A 16,346-nucleotide genomic window follows, 5' to 3' on the forward strand; every position below is an offset into this window, starting at 1 on the left:
TTGACATAATAATAGCTGGATATTTAACCGGCACCAGGTCTTTATAAGCAGGTATTTTAGCAAAATCGTGTATGTAAGTATCGCCGTAGGCATTAGTAAGTTGTAAAGCAGCGCCTAATAACAATGAAAATGCAAAGAAGATAGCGAACCTTGGTGTTTTAAATAATGCGAAGGCGTTTAAACCCAAAAGGTTAGCAAACGATTTGTTACCTGTTTTAATAGCGAACGGCCTACACTTTGGTAAAGTGAACGCATAGATACCTAAAGCCAGCGATATGGCAGAAGCAATATAAAATTGATTTGATGAGGTTTCGTTGTGGGTTAAGCTTACTGTCCAAAGTGCTACAATAAAGCCGATGGTTCCCCAGATACGTATAGGCGGGTATTCTTTTACAATATCAATGTTACTGTTTTTTAATGCCGAGTAAGCTACCGTGATAGATAGCGATAGGGTAGGCATATAAAACATCATATTTAACAACAATACCCAAAAAAACGTGGTTGGGTCTTGTACAAGAGGTAATGAAAATAAGGTTGCCGCACCCAAAATGTGCATAATGCCATATAACTTTTCGGCATTTATAAACCTGTCAGATATTATACCGGTTATTGCCGGCATAAAAATAGACGCAATACCCATGGTTGAGAAGATGGCTCCAAATTGCGCCCCTGACCAATGTTTGTTTTGAAACCAGTACGCACCAATGGTAAGCAGCCAGGCGCCCCATATAAAAAATTGCATAAAATTCATTAGTATTAAGCGAAACTTAATATTCATACAGCACTGGTTTAACAATTAATAGTTATAAAAAAATAAAGGCTGAAAATAGTGAAATAAAGCGATATGGGAAAGGTGTTAAACTATAAGATTTAAAGCCTTTTTTTAGAGGATTTTATGCACGGAAATGTTATCTTCGCGTTCAAACTAAGTCACAATTTATGAATAAATTTTTTACTACAGTACTTGTACTATTGGCTGTATCTACTACAGCATTCTCACAATCAAAAGGCGAAACTAAATTTGGTGTTAACGTTGGTTTAAATTTTGCCAATGTAACCGCCAGCGGTATGACCAATGATGATTACAGAATTGGTTTCAATGCAGGCGTTTATGCAGATCATTACTTTTCTGATAGCTGGAGCCTTAAAGCAAAATTAACTTACGACCAAAAAGGCTGGGACAAAGGCTACATCAACACAGGTGGTGGCAACATCACTACTAATTACCAGGTTGATTATCTTACTATCCCTGTTTTGGCTAACTGGCATTTTGGCCGGACAAAAAATTGGTATTTAAATTTGGGCCCGTATGTTGGCATTTTGCTGAACGCAAAAGAAACAGCGGGAGGAATGGATCTGAAACCAATTTTCAGCTCAACCGATTTTGGTGCCGACCTGGGTATTGGTGTAAAATTCCCTGTTGCAGCAAAAACAAAACTGTTTATCGAGCTTAACGGCCAAGGTGGTCTTACTGATATTTTTAAGAACAATACAGGTTCTACAGTTAGGAACACGCTATCTGCCATTAACATTGGTTTTGAATTCTAAGAAGCTTATTATTATTTAAAAAAGGAAAGCCCCCGATAATTACCGGGGACTTTCTTGTTTTAGGAATAGGTGAAATTAAATCAATGTTGGTTAAACAATTTTATCGCCTGTATTCTCCCGAAGAATTTACCATATTAGGACCTACCTTAACGTAAAAATTAGAAAAAGTATACCCGTTTGCAGTTTGAACTACGGATGAAAAGACGTTGTAAGCGTTACTTGCAATTAAGTTATTACCACTATCGTAAACGTTTACATTCAAAATAGTTTGTGGTGTTGGGTTGTACTGAACATAAACAATATAATCGTTAGGATACGTACAGGTGCTGCAACTTAAATTAAAAATAGGTCGCTTTAACTTAAGCGTAGCTTTGAGGGTTTTAACCGGAGGTTTGGTTGCTTTGGCATGACTAAAATCAGTAGCCCCTGTAAACAATACCATTGCTAATAATACAAGTAAGATCTTTTTCATGATAATTTGTTTTAGTTTAACACCAAGTTAAATATCATAAAGTATTAAAACAAGAAAAATATATCAATAATTAATATATTCTATATTATTTCATATTAAGCACATTATATACGTAATTTAACAGTTGACACCCGATATGTGTAAACAAAAAAGGATACCGTTCTGGTATCCTTTTTTGTTGTTTTTATGACGACTTTCTCTTGGTGAGTTCGTCTCGTATCTTGGCTGCTTTTTCATAAGCTTCTTCGGCCAGCGCCTGTTGAAGTTTACTTTTTAGTTCATCCTCACTTAGCGAAGCATAAGTACCCGCTGCAGATGAATGTGTTTTTTCCTCGGGTGTTTCGTTAATGTTCTCCAGGTAAACAAAGTCGTTACCTTCAATTACTATCCCCGCGCTTGATAGGATAAACTCGTAAGTATAAATAGGGCACTCAAACCTTACCGATACTGCAATAGCATCAGAGGTACGCGCATCTATCTCCACTATTTTTTTACCATCGCTGCAAATAAGCTTTGAGTAAAATATGCCGTCGACCAGGTTGTAAATAATTACCTCCTGTACAGTAATATTAAATGCCTGCCCTAAACTTTTAAACAAGTCATGGGTAAGGGGGCGGCTCGGGGTCATTTTTTCTATCTCGATAGCAATAGCCTGCGCCTCAAAACTGCCTATAATAATAGGTAACCTGCGGCGCCCGCTAACTTCGCCCAATACCAAAGCATACGCGCCGGATTGTGTTTGGCTGTAGGATAACCCTACAATATCCAGCTTAATCTTTTTCATGTCATTACCCATCACGGCGATATATTATTTTTTAAGCTGTTGCTTTGTACTCTTTAACTGCAGCAATTAATTTTGGTAACACTTCAAAGGCATCGCCTACGATGCCATAATCTGCTACTTTAAAAAACGGTGCTTCGGCATCTTTGTTTATTACCACAATAACTTTTGATGAACTGATACCCGCAAGGTGCTGTATCGCCCCCGAAATACCTATCGCAATATACAAATTTGGACTGACAGCTATACCTGTTTGTCCAACGTGTTCGCTATGTGGGCGCCATCCGGCGTCTGATACCGGTTTTGAGCAGGCCGTAGCCGCGCCAAGCAAGTCGGCAAGCTCTTCAACCATACCCCAGTTTTCAGGGCCTTTCATACCACGACCTGCTGATACCACAATCTCCGCATCAGGTAATGAAACCTTATCAGTAGAGCGTACGATATCTTTGATCATCTCTTTAAAGTCGGATGCTTTTGCTTCGACACTAAAATCTTCTACCGGTGCAGGCGAACCGCCTTCAACCACTTTATAAGAGTTTGGTGTAAGTGCAATAACCTTATTTGCTGAGGTTAATTCAACCACGGCAAACGCTTTGCCGGAGAAGGCTGTTTTTTTAACCGTAAACTTACCGCCATTCTGCTCGGGCAGTGCAACTGCGCCATCGGCAACGCCAGCCTGCAGCTTAACACCCAAACGTGGGGCAAGGCCACGGCCGCTAAATGAATTTGAAAGCACAACAATATCTGCACCGTTAGCCTTTGCAGCCTCAGCAATAACCGATGCGTATGCCTGGTTCACAAAATTCTTTAGTTTATCGTTGCTTACGTTTAAAACCTTTTCGGCTCCGTATTTACCAAGGGCGGCCAAATCATCTTTGGCAACATCACCAATAGATATGGCTATAAGGTTTGTGTTATTTTGGCCGGCAATTGCTTTGGCGTATGATACTGCTTCAAAAGTTGATTTTTTGAATTTACCGCCCGCATTCTCCGCGTATATTAAAACTGACATATATGAAATATTGATCGTTAAAATCCTTTTATTAAATAACCCTTGCTTCTGTGTGTAACAGGTCAACCAGTTTAGCAACATCATCTGCCGAAACTAAATTCACCTGGCCGCGTGGGGCAGGGGTTTCATAACTGATGATCTCTGATAAAGTTTGCACCTCAACAGGTTCAACAATAGCCAACGGTTTGGTACGTGCGCTCATGATACCACGCATGTTTGGTATTTTTGGCTCGGCAACACCTTCGGCACAACCCGCTACAAATGGGAATGGAATGGTTAGCACTTCTTTGCCGCCTTCAATCTCGCGTTCAACAGTGGCTTCGCTATCTGTAGCATCCAGTTTTTTGATAATGGATACCGATGGCAGGTCTAACAGTTCGCCCAGCATACCGGCAACTTTAGAGCCGTTGTAATCGATAGATTCGCGACCGGTCAGTATCAGGTCGAAAGGGTTTGCCTTAACGTACTGGGCTATTTGGTACGCCACATACCAGGCATCATGCGGTTTAGCGTTGATGCGTACGGCATCGGTAGCGCCAATGGCTAATGCTTTACGAATGGTGGCTTCGGTATTGGCTTCGCCAACGTTTATAACGGTTACGCTGCCTTTGCCGCCATCGGTTAATTCGATAGCGCGCGCCAGGGCAATTTCATCGTATGGGTTAAGAATAAACTGAACACCATTTGTATTAAATTGGGTGTTGTTATCAGTAAAGGTTATTTTTGTCGTAGTATCCGGAACATTGCTGATACATACCAGTATTTTGCTCATTATAATTGGTTTATATTTTTACAGGTATTAGTAATTAGGATACTGCAAATTTAGTTAAAAAAGAGAGAGTTTAAAATGGAGATAAGCAGATTAGATAAGCTGTTAGCGTTTATACAGAACGAGCCCGAAGATGAATTTTTAAAATATGCGCTGGCTACTGAATACCTGCGACTTAACGATAGCGAAAAAGCACTGAGCTATTACGAAGACCTGGTGAACAACCACCCAAATTATACCGGCACCTACTATCATTTGGGTAAACTGTATGAGGCCCTTAACCGTAAAGACGACGCGATAAGCACTTATGAGAAGGGTATGGAGATAACAAAAGCCAAACGCGATATGCACGCTTTTAGCGAACTGCAAGCCGTTTACCGCTCGGCCAAAGGCTTTGAGGAAGATGATGATGAAGATTATTAAGAGAGTTAAGATAATAAGAATCAAGAGCCAAGACTTAGAAAAAAGAAAGCCCGTTTAATGTTAAACGGGCTTTCTTATATGCAGCTCTGTCTTGATTCTTACATCTTGACTCTAAAGTCTTTTTAAAACGGTGGTTCATCATCAATATCATCCATCCGCGATGGGCGGATAATGAAGTTACTTGGTTTGCTGTCAAAGTCAGGTGATGGGTTAAGGCCTGTAAAGGCATTATTGCCACCGGCTGCCGGGAAGCTGTCCATGCCCTGGTCAAGATCCGTAAATTTCACGTATTTACCAACGAATTTCAATCTTACGCGGCCTGTTTCACCGTTACGGTGCTTGGCTATGATAACCTCACCAACGCCCTGGGTAGGGTTGTTGTCCTCATCCACATCTAACCCGTAGTATTCAGGGCGGTAAAGGAACAATACCATATCCGCATCCTGCTCAATAGAACCAGATTCACGTAAATCTGATAGCATCGGCCTTTTTGAACCACCCGGCCTGTTCTCAACCGCACGGCTTAACTGCGACAGGGCAATAACCGGTACGTTCAATTCTTTGGCCACGGTTTTCAATGCACGCGATATACTACCAATTTCCTGCTCGCGGTTACCACCACCGCCTTTACCTTCAGCTTTACCCTGCATTAGCTGCAAGTAGTCAATGATGATGAGCTGGATATCGTGTTGAGATTTTAAACGGCGGCATTTAGCGCGGAACTCAAATATGTTTAGTGATGGTGTATCGTCAATAATTAAAGGGGCGGCTTCAAGGCGGCCAATTTTTGAGTGGATCTGTTGCCATTCCCATTCTTCCAGTGTGCCCTTACGGATCTTTTCCTGCTCAATTTCGGTTTCGCCGGATATTAAACGATTAACCAACTGGACAGACGACATCTCCAGCGAGAACACAACAACCGGTTTATCAAAATCAACCGCAGCGTTACGGGCGCAACTCAATACAAACGCTGTTTTACCCATCGCGGGGCGGGCAGCGATGATCACCAAATCGGATTTTTGCCAGCCCGAGGTCATCCTGTCCAGATCTGTAAAGCCTGATGCAACACCGGTTAAACCATCTTTTTTATCTTTTAAAGCCTCAATATCTTTTAAAGCCTCGTGCACCAGGTCGTCCATTTTGCGCGAATCGCGGCGAAGGTTATTCTGGGCTATCTCAAAAAGGTTTTTTTCGGCCTTATCAAGCATTTCCAGTACATCGGCGCTATCCTCATATGCCATGCTTATTACATCTGTAGAGATGCGGATCAGTTCGCGCTGGATATATTTTTGGATGATGATACGCGAGTGGTACTCAATATTGGCAGCTGATGCTACGCGGTTGGTTAATTCGGTAATATAGTATGCACCGCCTATCATTTCAAGCTCGCCCTGCTGGCGTAGCTGTGCTGTTACAGTAAGAATATCTACGGGCGATGTTTTTTCAAAAAGGATGGCTATTGTACTGAATATTTTTTGGTGTCTTACATCGTAAAAAACCTCAGGTTTAAGTACGTCAATTACTGAAGATAGCGCATCTTTTTCAAGCATTAAAGCACCTAAAACAGCTTCTTCCAGATCGAGCGCCTGTGGCTGTAATTTGCCGTTTGCCGGATAAGATGGGGTGGCATTTGTAAACCTGCTTTTACGGTCAGTGTTTTGCTTGTAATTAGGGCTATCGTTCTCGAAATTCATAACTCAACAAAAATATATAAAAAATGTTCCCGCCTGTTTTTAAATCGCTAACAAATGAGTTATTAACATAATGAAAACATTATCAGCACTATAAATTTCGGCGTCCGTAATTAACATCGTATGTTTATAACGTGTTAATAACGCTATAAGTACCTCATTTACATATATGTTTATAAGTATTGTACATTGTTAAGTATTATCAACAATACCCAAACTGAAGTAAGTTCAATAACCGTTAAATCAGTTAATTTAGGTACTTTTGGCGAAATAATTTTAAAGAAAATGACATATAATTCTAAACCTGTACGCGAAGGCAACCAAATGGTTTTTGGCATCAGGGCGGTGATAGAAGCTATACTTGCAGGTAAAGAAATTGAGGCGCTATATATACAACGTGGTTTGGGTGGAGGCTTGTTAAATGAGCTGCGCGATGTAACCAACGAATACAACATAACCCCACAGCAGGTGCCGGTTGAAAAACTGAACCGAATCACCATGAAAAACCATCAGGGTGCTATCGCTTTCATATCGCCAATCATCTACCAAAAAATAGAAAATATTATACCCGACGTTTTTGAAAGGGGCGAAGTGCCTTTAGTTTTGGTGCTGGATAGCATTACCGATGTACGCAACATGGGCGCCATTGCCCGTACGGCTGAATGTGCCGGTGTGCATGCTATAGTGATACCTGCAAAAGGTTCGGCACAGATAAACCCCGATGCTATTAAAACATCGGCAGGTGCATTATACAAGATCCCGGTATGCAGGCACGATAACTTTATGCAAACCGTAAAATTCCTCCAGGAATCGGGCTTGCAACTGGTTTGCTGCACCGAAAAAACCAACGACTATATCTATACGCCCGATTACACCGCCCCAACGGCCATCATCATGGGGTCGGAAGAAGACGGCATCCGCAATGAGATCATCCGCATTAGTGACCACCTGGCCAAGATCCCGATGTTTGGCGAGATAGAATCACTTAACGTATCGGTGTCAACCGGGGTGATCCTTTACGAAGCTATAAGACAGAGACAAGCCGCGAATTAGAATCAAGATATAAGACTCAAGAATTAAGACATAAGAAAGCCCGGCTAAACATTAGCCGGGCTTCTTTATTTTTTCGGTCTTGAATCAAGATTCTAAAAATCTTGATTCTCTCCCTAAATGTATCTCGTCCCAAATTTATTTTTCACATCGGCTACTACCTGCTTGATGTTCTGTTCCTGGTCGCGCGGGCAGATGAGCAGGGTATTGTTGGCTTCAACCACAATAAAATCATGCAGGCCTTGTAGTATCACAAGCTTTTCGCTGGGCACGTTCACCATACAGTTGCTGCTATCGTACATAATAACCTTGTCTGACGGGATAACGGCATTGCCTACGTAATCTTTATCGGCAAGCTGGTAAATAGATGCCCAGGTGCCCAGGTCGCTCCAGCCAAATTCTGAGGGCAGTACGTACACGTTTGATGCCTTCTCCATAATGCCATAATCGATAGAGATATTGATACAGCGCTGGTAAACCTTGTGTACAAACTCTTTTTCATCGTCGGTGTTGTATACCGAGCGTGCTTCGGCAAATATCTCGTGCATTTCGGGCAGGTGGCTGTCAAATGCCGCCACAATGGTTTTAGCCGACCAAACAAAGATCCCTGCGTTCCACAAAAAGTCGCCGCTTTGGATAAAGGTTTTCGCAATATCAACGGTTGGTTTCTCGGTAAAGGTTTTTACTTTATGAAAATCCTCGTTCAGGGTTTGGTCGGTGTATTGGATGTACCCATAACCGGTATCGGGGCGTGAGGGTTTAATACCCAGGGTTATCAGGCAATTATTTTTCGAAGCAGTTTCTAATGATTTTTCTATAGTGGCAATAAAAGCCGCTTCGTCAAGTATCAGATGGTCTGAGGGCGCTACAACAATAGCGGCATCAGGGTTCATGCTTTCTATTTTAAAACAGCCGTATGCCACGCAGGGCGCTGTGTTGCGCATCACAGGTTCGGTCAGTATCTGCTGATCCTCCATATCAGGCAACTGTTTTTTAACCAGGCCGGTATAATTCTCGTTTGTTACAACGTATATATTTTCTTTTGGGCACACCTTGAGGAAGCGCTCGTAAGTATTTTGTATTAGTGTTTTGCCGGTACCCAGTATATCTATAAACTGTTTTGGATGCGATGTTCTGCTGATTGGCCAAAAACGGCTACCGATTCCGCCAGCCATAATGATAGCATAATAGTTTTTATTCATTATATAAGTTGTAGATTTTAATTTGGCAAATCCATGCTAAATATGTGCATTAATTTGTAAATTTAATATCAGGTAAAACTAAAATATTTAATTGTGGATTTTACCAATTCTAAAAGCGATAAATAAACAAATTGTTTTTAATCAAATAATCATTTTAGTATAAAATTTTTAACGAAACGCATCGTTTATTTATAAATTTTTGTTATTTTGAACCATAATTCCAAACGCACAAGTAAATAATGATTGAGACTAAAAAGTCGCTTTTTGATAACCTGCAAAATTTTTTCGGGTTTGATAACTTCAAAGGTGAGCAAGAAGCGATCATAACGAACATCTTAGCGGGGAACGATACTTTTGTGATTATGCCTACCGGTGGTGGTAAATCCATGTGTTATCAATTACCTGCATTAATGAGCGAGGGCACAGCGATTGTGATCTCTCCGCTCATCGCCCTGATGAAAAATCAGGTAGATCAGCTAAGGGCCTTTGGTGGTTCAGACAGCATTGCACATTTCCTAAACTCCTCGTTAACAAAAGCAGATATTTTAAGGGTTAAAGACGATGTATTAAGCGGCAAAACTAAATTACTTTATGTAGCGCCCGAATCATTGACCAAGCAAGAGAATGTTGATTTTTTAAGGTTGAACCAGGTGTCGTTTGTTGCCGTTGATGAGGCGCACTGTATATCTGAGTGGGGGCATGATTTCCGCCCCGAGTACCGCAAGATACGCCAGGTTATCAGCAATATAGGTGATGATATACCCATTATAGCCCTTACCGCTACCGCAACGCCAAAAGTACAGCAGGATATTCAAAAGAACCTGCAAATGAATAATGCTACGGTTTATAAATCATCTTTTAACCGCAACAACCTGTTTTATGAGGTTAGGGCAAAGCGAAATGCTATAAAAGAAATTGTTAAATTTGTAAAGCAAAACCAGGGTAAATCAGGTATCATCTATTGCCTTAGCCGTAAAAAGGTTGAGGAAGTAGCAGAAGCCCTAAACCTTAACGGTGTAAAAGCATTACCATACCACGCGGGTTTAGACCCCAAAGTACGCGCCGACACGCAGGACAAGTTCCTGATGGAGGATGTAGACGTTATTGTGGCTACCATAGCCTTTGGTATGGGTATAGATAAACCCGATGTACGTTACGTGATACACCACGATATGCCAAAAAGCATGGAGGGTTACTACCAGGAAACCGGCCGTGCCGGCCGTGATGGTGGCGAAGGTGTATGTGTAGCATTTTACTCGGGCAAGGATATTGATAAGCTGCAAAAGTTTATGAAGGATAAGCCCGTTGCAGAACGGGAGATAGGTACACAGATACTGAAAGAGGTAATAGATTACGCCGAATCGTCTGTATGCCGCCGTAAACAATTGCTGCACTACTTTGGCGAGAATTTTAACGAAGCCGGTTGCAACAACATGTGTGACAACTGCTGTGGGCCAAAAGTACATTTTGATGGCGAAGAGCATCTGCACAGGGCGTTAAGCCTCATCAAACTCATAGGCGAGAAATTTGACGATTGCCACATCATCAATATTTTAATGGGTAAGGATGATGCCCAGGTTAAAAACTACGAACATGATAAACTGGACTACTTTGGCTCGGGCAAGGAGCAGGGCGAGAACCTTTGGAACTCGCTGATGCGCCAGGCGCTGCTAAATAACTTCCTGTCTAAAGATATTGACCAGTACGGCTTACTGCATTTAACAAAAGCCGGTAACTCGTTTATAGAGAACCCTTACAGCATCCGTTTCCTGTTAAACCAGGAAATGGGCCCAACAGACGAGGATGAAGCCGAGGACGGCCCTAAACAGGGTGGTGGTGCCTTAGATACAGAGCTACTGCAGATGTTGAAAGATCTGCGTAAAAAGCTGGCTAAACAAAAAGGCCTGCCTCCGTTTGTTATATTCCAGGATCCGTCGTTAGAGGAGATGTGTACGCATTATCCAATTAACACAGAGGAGTTGAAACAGATCTCGGGTGTAGGAGCAGGCAAAGCGTTAAAATTCGGCGCGCCGTTCATCGACCTGATCAAGAAATATGTGGAGGATAATGATATTGACCGCCCGGTTGATATGGTGATCAAAAGTGCCGCTAACAAATCGGCCCTTAAGGTTTTCATTATTCAAAACATCGACAGGCATTTAAACCTTGATGATATAGCGGCTTCAAAAGGCCTTACTTACGAGGAAATACTGAAAGAGGTGGAAACCATTGTAAACTCAGGCACCAAGCTTAACCTTAACTATTACATTGATGAAATGATAGATGAGGATAAGCAGGAAGAGGTTTTCGACTACTTTAAGTCAGCCGAGGTTGATTCTATTGACGATGCACTGGCTGAACTTGGATCTGATGATTACACCCGCGAGGAGGTGCAGTTAATGCGCATAAAATTCCTGTCGGAAGTAGGAAACTAAGCTACAACGCAAGTTAACCACAAAGTACACAAAGATAAAAACACAAAGGTCACAGAGATTTATTCTTTGTGACCTTTGTGTTTTATACAAATTGCAGATCTTAGCGTTCTTTGTGGTAAAAAAGCTATTTCGCTATAATCATGAACTCCGTACGCCTGTTCAACGCGCGATTATCCTCGGATGTATTAGGCATTATTGGCTGGTCTTCACCGTAACCTTTATAAACTAACCTTGTGGCAACAATTCCGTTTGCCGAGAGGTATTGATAAACAGCATTGGCCCGTTTTTCTGACAAGGCTACGTTGGTTTGATGCGTACCTACATCATCGGTATACCCCGATATTTCAATCCGTACAGTTTTATTCTGTTGTAAAAATTCTATCAATTTTTGCAGTTCTGCTTTCGATTCTGCTTTTAGTTCAAACTTATTGGTGTCAAAAAAGATGTTCTTCAAGATCACTTTGTTGCCCACTTCAATAGGCGATAACAGCACCGAAAGATTAAATGCCTTTTTGTCCTTCAACCCCATCAGTGAAAAATTATCCGAGTAAAACAGGTAACCTTCCCTTGATATGTTTAAACCATAGTTTTTGCCAGCGGATAAAGTAGCCAAAAACTCACCCGCATCTTCCGAGCTGTAATCCTGGTACACCGGAGTGTTTTTTTGCAGGTCTATGATCTCTACAGCGGCCTCCAGCGGGGTTTTGGTTTTTTTATCAGCAACTGTACCTTTTACATAGGTTACGATGTTAGGGCGCAGGTTAGCGGGCAATTCAAAGGTGTAAATATCATACCCGCCAAAACCTTTTAAGTTATTTGATGAGAAAAATGCAGATGAGCCATTCGCTGTAAGCGTTAAACCATTCTCATCACCGCTTGAATTAATAGGATAGCCCAGGTTTTCGGGTTTCTGCCATTTACCATCCTTGCCGAGGCGACTTATGAAAAGATCTTTACCGCCCATACCCGGCCAGCCGTTGCTGCAAAAGTAAAAGGTGCTATCGTCGGGGTGTATAAAAGGTGATTGCTCATCGTAAGCCGTGTTGATCTCGGGGCCCATGTTTTCCGGCGCTCCCCAGCCTTTATCGGTAAGGTTTGATTTCCATATATCATAGCCGCCATAGCCGCCTTTACGGTTGCTTACAAAATACAGGGTACGCCCGTCGGCACTAATAGAGGGCTGCGCTTCCCAACCGGATGTATTGACAGGGGCACTCAGGCTAAATGGTTTTGCCCAGTCGTCGCCTTTTTTCTGGGCAATGTAAATGTCGCACCTGCCTAAACCATCGGGCCGGTTGCAGCCCGTAAAGAACAAATATTTACCATCTTGCGAAATGGATTGAGCGCCTTCGTTATAGGCGGATGTATTAATTATATCACTAAGGTATACAGCACTTTGCCACTTGCTATTTAACTTATTACTTTTATAAAAATCTTCGTTATTATCTATCTTACGGGTAAATATAAGAGTGCCTTCATCGGCCGTGGCAACAGGCAAATACTCATCTGTAGCAGTATTAATTTCGGGCCCCATGTTTACGGGTACAAAGGCTACCGGGTGGGTTAATGCCTGTATGCTAAACTTACAATCGGCTATTAGTTTTTGTGCATAAGCCATATTTTGCGCGGTGATGCCGGGATAAGTAATATATTTTTCCAGGTGGCGCAACGCCGGCTCATACATAGCGCTACTAATCTCGCAATCGCCAGCTTTTAAATAAACCGAGCGGTTGTATTCCGGGTCGAGCTCAATCACTTTTAAAAAATGCGTTACAGCAGGCTGGTACATATGCCTCATCCGTAAAACATCGGCCAACTGGGCGTGTGCCTCAACAAATTTCTTATCAATGCCAATGGCTTTTTCCAGTTGTGCTATGGCCTCATCATACAAATGATCATCAAGGCTTTGGTTTGACAGGGCATAATACTTTATAGCCTCCTCATTTGTAGTTGAATACCGCCTTTGCTGGGCAGAAACATTTACAGACAGTACCACCAATAAAAAAAGCAGAATATAGGTTTTAAACATTAGTTACTGATACGATAATCAATATACTAAGTTACACTATTACGGGATATTTAAGTACTTATGGGTTTGTAGTGATATTTCCCACTGTGGGTTGGCCATTACATAATCAACAATAAGCGGGGTCATCTCCGCATGTTTTGACCATTCGGGCTGCAGGTACAGCTTACAATTCGGCCCAACCAGCTTAGCATGGTGCTCGGCAAACGCAAAATCAGATTTATTGAAAATGATCACCTTCAGCTCATGTGCTTTATCGGCAACCTGTTGTGTGGGGGCCTTAAACTTTTTGGGCGACAGGCAAATCCAGTCCCAGTTACCCGAAAGGGGGTAAGCGCCTGATGTTTCAATAAAGGTTTTAATACCCTTTTGTTGCAGGTTTTGGGTCAGATAATCAAGATTATAGATCAGAGGTTCACCACCGGTCACAACAACGGCTTTTGAAGGAAATTTAGTAGCGTTGTCTACTATAGTATCGGCAGCTGTAAGCGGGTGCAGTTCGGCATCCCAGCTTTCTTTTACATCGCACCAGTGGCAGCCCACATCGCAGCCGCCAAGGCGGATAAAATAGGCTGCTTTGCCTGTGTTATATCCCTCTCCCTGTATCGTATAAAACTCTTCCATTAAAGGAAGCAACGTGCCATCTTCCGGAACCTGGTGTGCCATAATAAGGGCGCAAAGGTACACTTTTGTGCCGAAACGATAAAGGTAAATACTGCCTGAGCTTTAAGGCTATTGTTAAATTGACATTTTAACAATAAAAAAGTATTATAAAAATTTCTATTTCAGTAAATTTAACTATTATTACTTGAAATTTATCGTATGAAGAAACTATACATACCCCTTGTATTTTTTGCATTCTTCTGCCTCACTTCGTGCGTTGATATTGAAGAGCATTACGATTTTAAGCCTAATGGATCATGCAACGTGGTATACGGTTTTGATATGAGCAAAGCCGTATCGGTATTGGTAAACCTAATGACCGATTCTGTTCGCGAAACACCCCAGTTTAGCCTGGTTAAGGACACCACTCTTAACTTTTACAGCGCCCTTCCCGATAGCATCTCCCAAAAAATGACCACCGAAGAAGCAAAGATGGCGCAAGGTAGCGATCTGGCTATTAAAATGGACCTGAAAAAGAGCCTGATGAAGGTGAGCATTAAACACGAAGCAAAAGATGCCGCCGATTTGCAGTATTACCTGGAGCACCTGAGTAACATATCAATGAATAGCCCGATCACCAATGTAACCAAAAAATCATTTGATGCACAGCCACTCATAACCGGGCAAAGTTACTACAGCTACGAAATAACCGACCACAAATTTTACCGTATTATAGACAAGGTTAAATTCAATGCTTTTTTGAAAAAAGCGGGATCTAAATTTGCCATGGCCAAAGCCATGTTAATAGATATGCCTTATAAAGTAGTGCTTAATTTTGCCAAACCGGTTAAAAAAATGAACAATTCAAAAGCCATACTATCTGCCGACAGGCGAACGGTAACCCTGGTAACCAGTATGGACGAAGTGATGAAGAATCCCGCTTTAATGAACCTTAAAATAGATTTTTAGCGACCGTGAAATGGTATGTTGTACCCGGCATTGAACTTACAGGCGAGCCATTCATCAAAAAGATCAAGCTAAGCGGCAAGGGCATCATTATTATTGGTTACCAAAATAACCTTTATGCATTAGGCTCCACCTGCCCGCATGCCGGTGCCGAATTGAGCGGCGGCTGGTGTAAGGAAGGCAAAATTATCTGCCCGTTTCACCGATATTCTTACGACTTAAAAACAGGTAAAGGCAGCCCCGGTCAAAACGACTATGTAGATAGCTATCCTGTAGAAATAAGAGCAGGAGAGGTGTATGTAGGGATTGATACGTTCTGGGACAGGGTATTTGCAATTAAGTAAAAACCTCTACGCAATCGCCCGGCTCTTGCCGGGTGATGACTATTAATCGGCAAGAGCCGCAGTATATGAAATCGGCCGGAGGCCTTATAATAGTGGTCACTCGGCAGGAGCCGAGCGACTGCATTTTGATAATATTATTGATATACTTCTTTATTAGCCGAAGCCAGCGTATTTTTCAATAACCCTATAATGGTCATCAACCCAACGCCGCCCGGTACCGGGGTTATCCATGATGCTTTTTCGGATACGCCTTCAAAATCAACATCGCCATAAAGTTTAAAGCCCGATTTGGTTACGGTTGAAGTTTCGCGGTTCATACCAACATCAATTACAACAACGCCGTCTTTAACCATATCGGCAGTGATAAAATTCTTTTTACCGATGGCTACGATCAGGATATCTGCATCCAGTGTAAATTTCTTTATATCTGGTGTGCGGCTGTGGCAAATAGTTACTGTGCAGTTACCCGGTGTAGTATTACGCGCCATCAGGATGCTCATTGGCGAGCCAACGATATTGCTACGGCCAACCACCACGCAATGTTTACCTGCGGTCTCTATATTGTACTCTTTCAGCATTAAAGTAATGCCATAAGGTGTAGCAGGGATAAACGACGGCAGGTTGCGCTGCATTCGGCCAAGGTTAACGGGGTGGAAGCCGTCAACATCCTTGCGGTGGTCAATACGTTCGGTTACTTTCTCAGGGTCGATGTGCTTTGGAAGAGGCAGTTGTACAATAATACCGTCGATATCTGCATCGGCATTTAGTTCAGCTACTTTAGCAAGCAATTCGTCCTCGGTAACATCATCCTCGTAACGTACCAGGGTTGATTTGAAGCCCACCTTTTCGCAGTTCTTCATCTTGCTGGCAACATAGGTTTCGCTGCCGCCATCGTGGCCAACCAAAACGGCTACCAAATGTGGCTTGCGACCGGTGCGCTCTAAAATTTTAGCCGCTTCTTCGGCAATTTCACCTTTTAATTTTTCTGATACGTATTTTCCGTCTAATAACTGCATAGGAGAGA

Annotated in this window: 16 protein-coding genes; 6 read left to right on the forward strand and 10 right to left on the reverse strand. The window is 42.2% G+C overall.

Annotated elements, in window-relative coordinates; translation table 11 throughout:
* Positions 1-742 (reverse strand): MFS transporter (locus WC615_RS01815; RefSeq protein ID WP_372976441.1); only part of this gene is annotated, 742 nt, incomplete at its 3' end.
* 197 nt (positions 743-939) lie between these two features.
* On the opposite strand from WC615_RS01815, the gene WC615_RS01820 reads away from it, so the two are divergent.
* Positions 940-1,548: a porin family protein gene (locus tag WC615_RS01820; protein ID WP_372976442.1), complete on the forward strand. Its 609-nt coding sequence runs from the start codon at positions 940-942 to the stop codon at positions 1,546-1,548.
* A gap of 100 nt (positions 1,549-1,648) precedes the next feature.
* Here the strand turns inward: WC615_RS01820 and WC615_RS01825 are convergent, their stop codons facing one another.
* From WC615_RS01825 to WC615_RS01840, 4 genes are all read right to left on the reverse strand, one after another.
* Positions 1,649-2,020 (reverse strand): hypothetical protein, encoded by a 372-nt coding sequence (locus WC615_RS01825; RefSeq protein WP_372976443.1) that lies wholly within the window; start codon positions 2,018-2,020, stop codon positions 1,649-1,651.
* A 184-nt stretch (positions 2,021-2,204) separates the two neighbouring features.
* The gene (locus WC615_RS01830; RefSeq protein WP_372976444.1) at positions 2,205-2,804 is read right to left on the reverse strand and encodes a bifunctional nuclease domain-containing protein; all 600 of its coding nucleotides are present in this window, start codon (positions 2,802-2,804) and stop codon (positions 2,205-2,207) included.
* Between the two features lie 31 nt (positions 2,805-2,835).
* Entirely contained in the window at positions 2,836-3,813 is a 978-nt protein-coding gene (locus tag WC615_RS01835; protein WP_372976445.1) for an electron transfer flavoprotein subunit alpha/FixB family protein, read from the reverse strand.
* A 31-nt stretch (positions 3,814-3,844) separates the two neighbouring features.
* Entirely contained in the window at positions 3,845-4,585 is a 741-nt protein-coding gene (locus WC615_RS01840) for an electron transfer flavoprotein beta subunit/FixA family protein (RefSeq protein WP_372976446.1), read from the reverse strand.
* Between the two features lie 75 nt (positions 4,586-4,660).
* Between WC615_RS01840 and WC615_RS01845 the strand changes: the two genes are divergently transcribed.
* On the forward strand, positions 4,661-5,005 hold the full coding sequence (locus tag WC615_RS01845) for a tetratricopeptide repeat protein (protein WP_372976447.1): 345 nt from the start codon (positions 4,661-4,663) through the stop codon (positions 5,003-5,005).
* A 122-nt stretch (positions 5,006-5,127) separates the two neighbouring features.
* On the opposite strand, the gene dnaB is transcribed toward WC615_RS01845, so the two are convergent.
* Positions 5,128-6,699 (reverse strand): replicative DNA helicase, encoded by a 1,572-nt coding sequence (gene dnaB, locus WC615_RS01850; protein ID WP_372976448.1) that lies wholly within the window; start codon positions 6,697-6,699, stop codon positions 5,128-5,130.
* A gap of 282 nt (positions 6,700-6,981) precedes the next feature.
* Here dnaB and rlmB point away from each other — a divergent pair, with 282 nt between their 5' ends.
* Positions 6,982-7,749, forward strand: a complete 768-nt coding sequence (gene rlmB, locus WC615_RS01855) for a 23S rRNA (guanosine(2251)-2'-O)-methyltransferase RlmB (protein WP_372976449.1) — start codon at positions 6,982-6,984, stop codon at positions 7,747-7,749.
* Positions 7,750-7,862: 113 nt separating this feature from the next.
* On the opposite strand, the gene WC615_RS01860 is transcribed toward rlmB, so the two are convergent.
* Entirely contained in the window at positions 7,863-8,948 is a 1,086-nt protein-coding gene (locus WC615_RS01860) for a mannose-1-phosphate guanylyltransferase (protein WP_372976450.1), read from the reverse strand.
* 242 nt (positions 8,949-9,190) lie between these two features.
* Here WC615_RS01860 and recQ point away from each other — a divergent pair, with 242 nt between their 5' ends.
* Positions 9,191-11,383 (forward strand): DNA helicase RecQ, encoded by a 2,193-nt coding sequence (gene recQ / locus WC615_RS01865; protein WP_372976559.1) that lies wholly within the window; start codon positions 9,191-9,193, stop codon positions 11,381-11,383.
* A gap of 124 nt (positions 11,384-11,507) precedes the next feature.
* Here recQ and WC615_RS01870 read toward each other — a convergent pair whose 3' ends face one another.
* Both WC615_RS01870 and WC615_RS01875 read right to left on the reverse strand, forming a co-directional pair.
* Positions 11,508-13,412 carry an OmpA family protein gene (locus WC615_RS01870; RefSeq protein WP_372976451.1) on the reverse strand — a complete coding sequence of 635 codons (1,905 nt, stop codon included), beginning with the start codon at positions 13,410-13,412 and terminating at the stop codon, positions 11,508-11,510.
* Between the two features lie 39 nt (positions 13,413-13,451).
* The gene (locus WC615_RS01875; protein WP_372976452.1) at positions 13,452-14,075 is read right to left on the reverse strand and encodes a 7-carboxy-7-deazaguanine synthase QueE; all 624 of its coding nucleotides are present in this window, start codon (positions 14,073-14,075) and stop codon (positions 13,452-13,454) included.
* Between the two features lie 156 nt (positions 14,076-14,231).
* On the opposite strand from WC615_RS01875, the gene WC615_RS01880 reads away from it, so the two are divergent.
* Both WC615_RS01880 and WC615_RS01885 read left to right on the forward strand, forming a co-directional pair.
* Positions 14,232-14,981: a hypothetical protein gene (locus WC615_RS01880; RefSeq protein WP_372976453.1), complete on the forward strand. Its 750-nt coding sequence runs from the start codon at positions 14,232-14,234 to the stop codon at positions 14,979-14,981.
* Between the two features lie 5 nt (positions 14,982-14,986).
* Complete coding sequence (locus WC615_RS01885; RefSeq protein ID WP_372976454.1) at positions 14,987-15,322, forward strand: Rieske (2Fe-2S) protein; 336 nt, start codon at positions 14,987-14,989, stop codon at positions 15,320-15,322.
* Positions 15,323-15,456: 134 nt separating this feature from the next.
* Here the strand turns inward: WC615_RS01885 and WC615_RS01890 are convergent, their stop codons facing one another.
* Positions 15,457-16,338, reverse strand: coding sequence for a bifunctional 5,10-methylenetetrahydrofolate dehydrogenase/5,10-methenyltetrahydrofolate cyclohydrolase (locus tag WC615_RS01890; protein WP_372976455.1), 882 nt, complete (start codon positions 16,336-16,338; stop codon positions 15,457-15,459).
* Positions 16,339-16,346: the final 8 nt, after the last annotated feature.

It is taken from the genome of Mucilaginibacter sp. (assembly GCF_041663085.1).
Taxonomy (GTDB): Bacteria; Bacteroidota; Bacteroidia; order Sphingobacteriales; family Sphingobacteriaceae; genus Mucilaginibacter.

What these genes read in the sequence shown, in the direction of transcription:
- WC615_RS01840 (WP_372976446.1), bottom strand. Translation starts at nt 4,585, where the DNA reads ATGAGCAAAATACTGGTATGTATCAGCAATGTTCCGGATACTACGACA.
- dnaB (WP_372976448.1), bottom strand. Translation starts at nt 6,699, where the DNA reads ATGAATTTCGAGAACGATAGCCCTAATTACAAGCAAAACACTGACCGT.
- WC615_RS01835 (WP_372976445.1), bottom strand. Translation starts at nt 3,813, where the DNA reads ATGTCAGTTTTAATATACGCGGAGAATGCGGGCGGTAAATTCAAAAAA.
- WC615_RS01830 (WP_372976444.1), bottom strand. Translation starts at nt 2,804, where the DNA reads ATGAAAAAGATTAAGCTGGATATTGTAGGGTTATCCTACAGCCAAACA.
- WC615_RS01875 (WP_372976452.1), bottom strand. Translation starts at nt 14,075, where the DNA reads ATGGCACACCAGGTTCCGGAAGATGGCACGTTGCTTCCTTTAATGGAA.
- WC615_RS01820 (WP_372976442.1), top strand. Translation starts at nt 940, where the DNA reads ATGAATAAATTTTTTACTACAGTACTTGTACTATTGGCTGTATCTACT.
- WC615_RS01860 (WP_372976450.1), bottom strand. Translation starts at nt 8,948, where the DNA reads ATGAATAAAAACTATTATGCTATCATTATGGCTGGCGGAATCGGTAGC.
- WC615_RS01890 (WP_372976455.1), bottom strand. Translation starts at nt 16,338, where the DNA reads ATGCAGTTATTAGACGGAAAATACGTATCAGAAAAATTAAAAGGTGAA.
- rlmB (WP_372976449.1), top strand. Translation starts at nt 6,982, where the DNA reads ATGACATATAATTCTAAACCTGTACGCGAAGGCAACCAAATGGTTTTT.
- WC615_RS01870 (WP_372976451.1), bottom strand. Translation starts at nt 13,412, where the DNA reads ATGTTTAAAACCTATATTCTGCTTTTTTTATTGGTGGTACTGTCTGTA.
- WC615_RS01825 (WP_372976443.1), bottom strand. Translation starts at nt 2,020, where the DNA reads ATGAAAAAGATCTTACTTGTATTATTAGCAATGGTATTGTTTACAGGG.
- WC615_RS01845 (WP_372976447.1), top strand. Translation starts at nt 4,661, where the DNA reads ATGGAGATAAGCAGATTAGATAAGCTGTTAGCGTTTATACAGAACGAG.
- WC615_RS01880 (WP_372976453.1), top strand. Translation starts at nt 14,232, where the DNA reads ATGAAGAAACTATACATACCCCTTGTATTTTTTGCATTCTTCTGCCTC.